Annotated in this window: 10 protein-coding genes; 6 read left to right on the plus strand and 4 right to left on the minus strand. The window is 36.1% G+C overall.

The window, feature by feature from the left end; translation table 11 throughout:
* A partial coding sequence (locus EA365_00620) for a hypothetical protein (protein ID TVQ49116.1) occupies positions 1–393 on the minus strand: 393 nt, incomplete at its 3' end.
* Positions 394–432: 39 nt separating this feature from the next.
* On the opposite strand from EA365_00620, the gene EA365_00625 reads away from it, so the two are divergent.
* Complete coding sequence (locus tag EA365_00625) at positions 433–834, plus strand: DUF393 domain-containing protein (protein ID TVQ49117.1); 402 nt, start codon at positions 433–435, stop codon at positions 832–834.
* Positions 825–1,199, plus strand: coding sequence for a transcriptional regulator (locus EA365_00630; GenBank protein ID TVQ49118.1), 375 nt, complete (start codon positions 825–827; stop codon positions 1,197–1,199). The genes EA365_00625 and EA365_00630 overlap by 10 nt, the downstream gene beginning before the upstream one ends.
* Here EA365_00630 and vat read toward each other — a convergent pair.
* Together vat and EA365_00640 are read right to left on the minus strand one after the other, a co-directional pair.
* Positions 1,196–1,828 carry a Vat family streptogramin A O-acetyltransferase gene (gene vat / locus EA365_00635; protein TVQ49119.1) on the minus strand — a complete coding sequence of 211 codons (633 nt, stop codon included), beginning with the start codon at positions 1,826–1,828 and terminating at the stop codon, positions 1,196–1,198. The genes EA365_00630 and vat overlap by 4 nt on opposite strands.
* A gap of 2 nt (positions 1,829–1,830) precedes the next feature.
* Positions 1,831–3,999 (minus strand): response regulator, encoded by a 2,169-nt coding sequence (locus EA365_00640; protein ID TVQ49120.1) that lies wholly within the window; start codon positions 3,997–3,999, stop codon positions 1,831–1,833.
* A gap of 68 nt (positions 4,000–4,067) precedes the next feature.
* On the opposite strand from EA365_00640, the gene EA365_00645 reads away from it, so the two are divergent.
* The 3 genes from EA365_00645 (at position 4,068) to EA365_00655 (ending at position 5,779) form a co-directional block, all read left to right on the plus strand.
* Complete coding sequence (locus EA365_00645; protein TVQ49121.1) at positions 4,068–4,274, plus strand: hypothetical protein; 207 nt, start codon at positions 4,068–4,070, stop codon at positions 4,272–4,274.
* Positions 4,275–4,347: 73 nt separating this feature from the next.
* Positions 4,348–4,779 (plus strand): NfeD family protein, encoded by a 432-nt coding sequence (locus EA365_00650; protein ID TVQ49122.1) that lies wholly within the window; start codon positions 4,348–4,350, stop codon positions 4,777–4,779.
* A 13-nt stretch (positions 4,780–4,792) separates the two neighbouring features.
* Positions 4,793–5,779 (plus strand): SPFH/Band 7/PHB domain protein, encoded by a 987-nt coding sequence (locus tag EA365_00655; protein ID TVQ49123.1) that lies wholly within the window; start codon positions 4,793–4,795, stop codon positions 5,777–5,779.
* On the opposite strand, the gene EA365_00660 is transcribed toward EA365_00655, so the two are convergent.
* Positions 5,780–6,961, minus strand: coding sequence for a glycosyltransferase (locus EA365_00660; GenBank protein ID TVQ49124.1), 1,182 nt, complete (start codon positions 6,959–6,961; stop codon positions 5,780–5,782).
* A 69-nt stretch (positions 6,962–7,030) separates the two neighbouring features.
* Between EA365_00660 and EA365_00665 the strand changes: the two genes are divergently transcribed.
* Positions 7,031–7,948 carry an ROK family protein gene (locus EA365_00665; protein TVQ49125.1) on the plus strand — a complete coding sequence of 306 codons (918 nt, stop codon included), beginning with the start codon at positions 7,031–7,033 and terminating at the stop codon, positions 7,946–7,948.
* Positions 7,949–8,023: the final 75 nt, after the last annotated feature.

Here is an 8,023-nt window from a genome sequence, read left to right on the forward strand (position 1 = left end):
AGAAAAGCTTATCCCTACCCAAAGAAAGACAAAACCCAGAAAAATGTAATTGAGTATTTTAATACTGGTTTTTTTTAAATTTCTTTTGATAAAATAAATATTAAAACTGAAATAGTTTTTTAACCCGTCGCGCGCTTCTTCCTCAGTAACTAGGTTACGGACTTGATGAGGAATGGTAAAATAAATTTCAATTGGATAGTTAATGGGAATCTCTTGAGAACACCCCTCTAAATACAGCTTTAAATCTGGGTCAATTTCTCGGCGCTTAAAGGGGGCTGGATCCCATTCGTTAAAAATATCTGTGTATTCGTCCAAAGCTATCTCAATCATATAGCAATTGGTTAATTTGTCTAGACTATAAAATTGACTAAATAGCGTGCTAGGTTTATTCATTTATGAAGATTATGTTATGCTGAAAAATAAAATCTCTTTATGCGCTATTATTTAATTTACGATGGAAACTGCAATCTCTGTGTAAATTTTACTAAAGGACTAGAAGCACTAGACCAAGGGCAAATCTTTCGCTACATCCCCATGCAAGCTTATGATACCCTAAAAACTCTGGGGATTGAACCCCAAGATTGTCATCAAGGTATGATTCTGATTGACACGGTTAACCCCGAATTACGTTGGCAAGGTAGCGACGCTGCTGAGGAAATCGCCCGTTTACTCCCTTTAGGAGAACCTCTGATTACACTCTATCGTAATTTACCCTCTTTACAATGGTTAGGCGATCGCCTTTATGAACAAATCAGAGATAATCGTTATCAATGGTTTGGTAAAACGGACACAACCTATATTTCTAACTATTCCCGAGATTGTCAATGTCAATAATCTCAAATAGTGACTTACTACAATGTCAGCCTCATCCTGTTGCTTTTGACGAATTACAAGGGGTTCAAGCTAGAATTTTAGCACCTGAGAAAGCTCAAAAAATGGCAGAATTTTTTAGTCTCTTAGGTGATACTAATCGTTTACGTATTTTGTCTGTTTTAGCTAATCGGGAAATGTGCGTCTGTGATTTAGCCGCTTCTCTAGAAATGACTGAGTCTGCGGTTTCTCACCAATTGCGCACTCTTAAATCTATGCGTCTCGTTAGTTACGAAAAAAGAGGACGTAAGGTATTTTATCGCTTATTGGATCATCATGTCTTAGATTTATATCAGTCAGTAGCTGAACATCTCGACGAAACAATCTAAGTAACCTTTTGTAAAGCTTGAATATTCGCACCGACGATCGCCTCTAAATTGTTGGTAATTTTTACTATATCCCAATCCCACCAAGCAATCTCTAGCAAAATCTTGATAATTTCTGGAGAAAATCGCTGTCTGATTAATTTGGCAGGATTACCACCTACAACAGAGTAGGGTTTAACTTCTTTAGTAACTACGGATTTAGCGCCGATAATTGTACCATCACCTATTTTAACCCCTGGCATGATGACCGCTTCATAACCAATCCAAACATCATTACCAATGACTGTATCTCCTTTGTAGGGATATTCTTGGGCTTGTGGGGTAACCTTTTCCCAACCATTGCCAAAAATTTCAAAAGGATAAGTAGAAAAGCCCGACATTTGATGATTTGCACCATTCATAATAAATTTTACTCCTCGGGAAATAGCGCAAAATTTACCAATAATTAACTTATCACCAATAAAAGGAAAATGATATAAGACGTTGCGCTCAAAATTTTCTGAATCTTCGGGATCGTCATAATAAGTGTAATCCCCCACCATAATCAAAGGATTTTTAATAGTATTTTTAATAAAGCATACTTGAGGAAATCCTTCCAGAGGATGGGGATTATTGGGATCAGGATATCTCATTATTATTTAATTCCTACTGCTATTTCTATTACTTCTAGTAGGTAATCTAAGTTTTCTTCTTCTGGTGGTATTAAACAGGGGAATACTTGTAAGCCTGATATTTGATTAGCTACTTTGGTTGTTTCATTGTCTAAAGTAATTAAGGGAAGTCTAGCTAAAACTTCCATCTCTCTGAGTTCTTTTAATTCTAGTTCTCGATTATTTAATAACGAGCCATTAAACACTATAGCATCTACTTCCCAAAATTGTGCTAATAATTCTGCCTGTTCTAAACTATCTGCTTCGAGAATACGCTTAATTAATCCTGAAGCGTGAGTATGTATTAACCATTCTAATTCGGTATCACTGGCTTTAGTTAATGCTGAACCTGGATATAAATATAAAATAGTTAGACTTCTTTTGTGATTAACTTTGGCTAAGCTAAATAATAATGATTCTTTCGTTATTGGTAAAGTTAATATACCATCAGCTTTTTTGCCTAAATCTTTAATCTTTTCTGATGGTTCAATAGTTAAAATTATAGGAATATGTTTAGTTTGCTTATCTGACTTTAATAAAGTTAATACATCCCAATTAGCTAGAAATGATATCGAAGGATTTAAGAAGATAAAATCAGGTTTGATTAAACGTGCTTTATCTATTGCTTCTGTACCAGTTCTAGCGATAATTGCTTGAGTCTTAATACTGTTGAGTAATTGGGTTATTTCTTTTAAATAAGTTGGATTATCTTCTACTAATAAAACTAGATTATTGCCATCATTATTATCGGTAGGAAGTAAAATTGTAAAACTACTTCCCTTATCTTCTGTAGATAAAAAGGTCAAATCTCCACCATGAAGTTCAGTTAAACGTTGAGTTAAGATTAAACCGAGACCTTTGGTTGTTGGTTGATTAATTATCTGATTAGGTGGATGATATTTTTGTAAAATCATCTTTTGTGACTCTCTAGGAATACCCATACCTGTATCCCAAACCGTAAAAGCTAACCAATTCCTCCATAAATTAACTCTTAAACCGATTTGTTGTCCTGGTGGAGTAAATTTAATACTATTATCTAGTAAATGGATTAACATTTGACGTAAGCGTAAACTATCTGCTTGGATATTTTTAATATTTGTTTCGATTACTAGGGATAATTCTAGGTTTGCTTCAGTTAATTTGGCTTGAATTTCTCTAGCGGTTTGTTCGCAAATAGTCTGGAGATTGACTAAGTCTAAATTTATCTCTAATTCACCACTTTGTAAACGACTTAAATCTAGTAATTCATTGACTAGATTCATAATTCTTTGTCCACTTTGATAAATCAATTCTACATAACGAGATTGTCGAGGGTTTAATGTTCCTAACTTTTGTTCTTTGAGCAAATTAGATAAGCCAATAATCGAAGTCAGTGGAGATTTGAGATCGTGAGTAATACCAGAGACAAACTCATCTTTAAGACGATTTGAGGCTAATTCTTGTTGTAAATGATTAGCTAATACTAACCATACTAGTTTTTCAGTATTTGTATCAGCAGGAGTTAAGTCTAATCTATCGAGGGGAACTTGACAAAATTCCCAATTATATTCTCTAGTAGCAACTAGAGTCGGTTGTGGTAAAGTTTGGGGGGGAAATTTATTAATATAATCAGGGTTAAGTCTTTCAGGAATATAATCCCCAATTTGTTGTCGCCATTGATCATTCTGAGCTAAAATTCTACCTTGCTCTGTTTGCAGCATAACAGGTAGGGGCAATTTTTCTAAGAGGTTTAAGAGATTTTGTTCAGGGAGATTGTGTAGAGCGATCGCTTTAAATATTTTACCTTGATTAAGGATACCCAACAAATGATTATTTTCATCTACTAAAGCAAAACAGTAACTATCTCCTAACTCTAGATGATATCCAAAATGAGTATAATAGTTGAGAAAACTCATTTTACTTGGTAAAATAGTTATCGGTTCAATTAAAGAATTTATTTCTCCTGGAGTTAAACTCAGAGATTGACGTTGTAAACATCTAGCTAGTAGGGAGCGAGCGTAGATTATACCTAGGGGATATCTTTCTTGGTTAACTACAACCGCTTGATTTATTCCCCCCGCAAAAATCTGGTTAAGTTGCTTACAGTCAATATCTCTGGTTATCTCTACCACTGGATCGAGAAAATCTTGGAGACTAAAAACAGGATTAGACATAAGGTGTATGATCAAACTGACAGAACAAGCCTTACTCTCTAAGATACAACATTTATTAAGAATGAGGGATGTCAGATACAATCAGTTTAATTACTCATATTGGGAAAAATCGCGATTATTTATTAATAGTCTTACATCGAGACAACCAAGGTTGGCTATTTCGTTTAGTCAGTAAACAAGGTATAATACTACAAGAACAAATAGGTTATGCAGATGCGATCGCCGCAGAAGCAGAAGGTAAACAATGGTTAGCAAGTTATCTAGATAAAGCTTAAGAGAAGTTTACAAATAAACCTGTAATTAAATTATTCAAGCTAAAATGAAAATATACATATTACTAGGCAATGTATGCAAAATACGATGAATCTTTGGCTAGTAGCAGGAGCAATACTCTGTGTAATGGAGTTTTTCTTACCAACTGAATTTATTGTCCTACTGTTGGGGCTAAGTGCTATAGTAGTAGGTTTACTGTCAGGGTGGCTGAGTTCTTTTCCATTACAGGTTGTCCTGTGGTTATTTCTTTCTATAACAGGAGTATGGTTACTTCAACGTTTTTATACTCCTCCTAAAAATATTCTTACCAGGGGAGATGATGTAGAAGCAGAAACTCTTACTAGTATAGCTCCTGGAGAAGAAGGAAGAGTTCTCTATGAGGGTAACTCCTGGAGAGCAAAAGCCGTTGATAGATCACAAGAGATAGCACCTCATGAAAAAGTTTATGTAGTACGTAGAGAAGGAAATACTTTGATTGTAGCTTCCGAAAAAATGTTAAAAGATTAGAGGTGGATTAATTATGCAAGGATTATTTGGATTTGTAGTTTTTCTGGCTTTAGCGGGAGGAGGAGCAATAGCATCCTCAGTGAGAATCATTAGTGAAAAAAACGAGTGTTTGGTAGAAAGATTAGGAAGTTATAACAAAAAACTAGAACCAGGTTTAAATTTTCTTACTCCTGTACTTGATAGAGTAGTTTATCAAGACACAATCAAAGAAAAAGTTTTAGATATACCAGCTCAAACCTGTATCACTCGGGATAACGTATCTATAACCGTAGATGCAGTAGTCTATTGGCGGATTATGGATATGTATAAATCCTACTATAAGGTGGAAAATCTCCGCGAAGCGATCGTTAACCTGGTTTTAACTCAAATACGCTCAGAAATGGGTCAATTAGAATTAGACCAAACCTTTACTGCACGTTCAGAAATCAACGAAATTTTACTCAGAGAATTAGATATAGCAACGGATCCTTGGGGAGTAAAGGTAACTAGAGTAGAATTGAGAGATATTATGCCCTCTAGAGCTGTACAAGAATCCATGGAATTACAAATGGCAGCAGAAAGGAAAAAAAGAGCGGCTATCTTAACCTCAGAAGGGGAAAGAGACTCAGCGATTAACTCCGCCAAAGGTAGAGCAGAAGCTCAAGTATTAGAAGCAGAAGCAGATAAAAAAGCCTTGATTCTCAGAGCTGAAGCTAATCAACAAGAACAAGTCTTGAAAGCTCAAGCAACAGCAGAAGCGGTCCAAACCGTCATGAAAGCTTTAGCAGGCGATCGCCAAGCTACCCAAGCAGTACAATTTCTCTTAGCTCAAAAATATATCGAGATGGGTCAAATTATTGGTAGCAGCGAAAGCAGTAAAGTAATGTTTATGGACCCTAATAGCATTTTAGCCAGCCTAGAAGGAATGAAAGCGATCGTCACAGAAACTCAAGCAGACAATCGCTCTTCTTTGACTAGTGATTTAGAAAAATTAGATCGCACTTGGGGAGAGAGAAAATAATTAATCTCTTTGAGTTTTAACCCATTGAGATTCTCTTTTCCCTAAAAAATTAAAATAAATCGTAACCTTGGAAAGAAGATAAACAGGAATAAGGATTAAACTTTTCAAGGGTATTTCTTTTTGAGCAAATTTTGCCCAAGCAGTGATAATAGCGATAAACAGCAATAACCCAGCTAGGATTAAAACGAGCGCAGGTAACCAGATACCTAATAGCAAACCTCCACCTACAGTCAAAATAAGGGTTAAACCCCAAAACATTACTAGTAAAGATAACGGAGGTACACTTAATTCTAAAGCTAAACTCAACAAGGGGAAACTCAATTGAGTCATCGCACCTTTAATTAAAGTAGGAACTTGAGTAATAATCGTCTGTAAATGTCCATGTTCCCAACGTTTACGTTGTTGAGTTGATATTTGTTCTTTTTGGGGTAAAATTCCTATCACCTTAGCTGTGGGTAAAAATAGAGGAGGATAACCAGCTAAAGCGACATCAATACCTAACTGCATATCTTCTACGATATTACCATGGTCGAGAGAAACTTGATTAATTACCCCCCAAGGAAACGCCATACCTGTACCCGTTAATAAACAAGGAAGTCCTAAAGTAGTTAATCCTAAAGGGCGAACCCAATTTTTGACCAAAAATGCAAAAGCAGAGATAGTATCTTTAGGGGTAGGCTGTTCTGGTTTTTCCATTAAATATAATGCTTGAATCGGTTTACCCGTGGCGATCGCTTTTTGGGTTAATTCCTTAACTGTATTCTCTCCTACTAGACAATCAGCATCAAAAAATAGCACCACTTCAGGGGGATTAGCTTCTAACTGTTGTAAACCATAAGCTAAAGCATAACCTTTACCCCTCTTTTCTGTATTAAATCTTTCTACTACAGTTACTCCATATTCCCGAGCGATCACAGCTGTTGCATCAGTACAATTATCAGCAATCACCAGAATTTGTTCAGGTTGATTGACTTGGGTAACTAAACTCTCTAAGGTTTTCCCCAGACAACTTGCTTCATTGTGAGCAGGTATAATTAAACGATAGTCGGTATTTACGGCTTGATTATCCCCATTATCCTTATTTTTAAACCAAAGGGCGCTTAAACATTCAATAAATAGCACCAGTATATTAATACTGATAATAATGGTAGGAATCCATAGCAACAACTTTAATAAAATCATGTTTAATTACTCAATGACCTAAAATTTACTCAAAACTATTGACCCAAATTATAACCAGAAAACACCAGCATGAAGACTGTAATCGGTATTGACTTAGGGGGAAGCAGTATTAAAATAGGTTGCTTTACCCCTGAAGGGGAATCTGTTTATCAAGGGATGATTCCGACACCCCAACCCTCTACACCCCAAGCAGTTACAAAAGCGATCGCCGCTATCGTTAAACAATTAACCCCTCAATATAACTGTATAGCCATTGGCTTAGGAACGCCAGGACCAACAGATGCAGAGGGGAGAATTGCTAAAGTAGCGATTAATCTAGATAATTGGCACAATGTACCCTTAGCAGATTGGTTAGAGTCTGAAACTGGTTTACCCACCAAAATAGCTAACGATGCTAATTGCGCGGGTTTAGGGGAAGCTTGGTTAGGATCAGGACAACAATTTACTAACTTTATTTTACTAACTTTAGGGACAGGTATAGGAGGAGCGATCATCCTCAATAAGCAACTTTATACGGGTATCTATGGTGCAGCGGGAGAATTAGGCTTAATTACCCTTAATTATACAGGACCAAACTGTAATAGCGGTAATCAAGGCTCTCTAGAACAATATCTCTCTATCCAAGCAATTGAGAGAACTACGGGAAAAAATCCCGCAGTTTTAGCAGAATTAGCTAATCAAGGTAACCAAGAAGCAATAACTTTTTGGCAAGATTATGGTAAGTTACTAGGAGCGGGGTTAGCTAGTTTAATTTATGTACTCACTCCTGAAGCTATTTTAATCGGTGGGGGAATTAGTGCAAGTAGTCATTTATTTTTACCTTCTACTCAAGCAGAAATTGAACGTAGAGTATTGTCTAGTTCTCGAATAGGATTACAAATATTAACTGCTCAACTAGGTAATCAAGCAGGAATAGTCGGCGCAGCTAAATTAGCTTGGGAATTGAAAGTGACATACTCCTACACCGAATCAAAGATTACGCTGTAGGCTTCTTATCTTTCACCTTAAGAGATGATTGACCGTTTTTGAGTGAGGCGATGCCCATCCCCACTTTTTTAATTA

The sequence above is a fragment of the Gloeocapsa sp. DLM2.Bin57 genome (assembly GCA_007693955.1).
Classification (GTDB): domain Bacteria; phylum Cyanobacteriota; class Cyanobacteriia; order Cyanobacteriales; family Gloeocapsaceae; genus Gloeocapsa.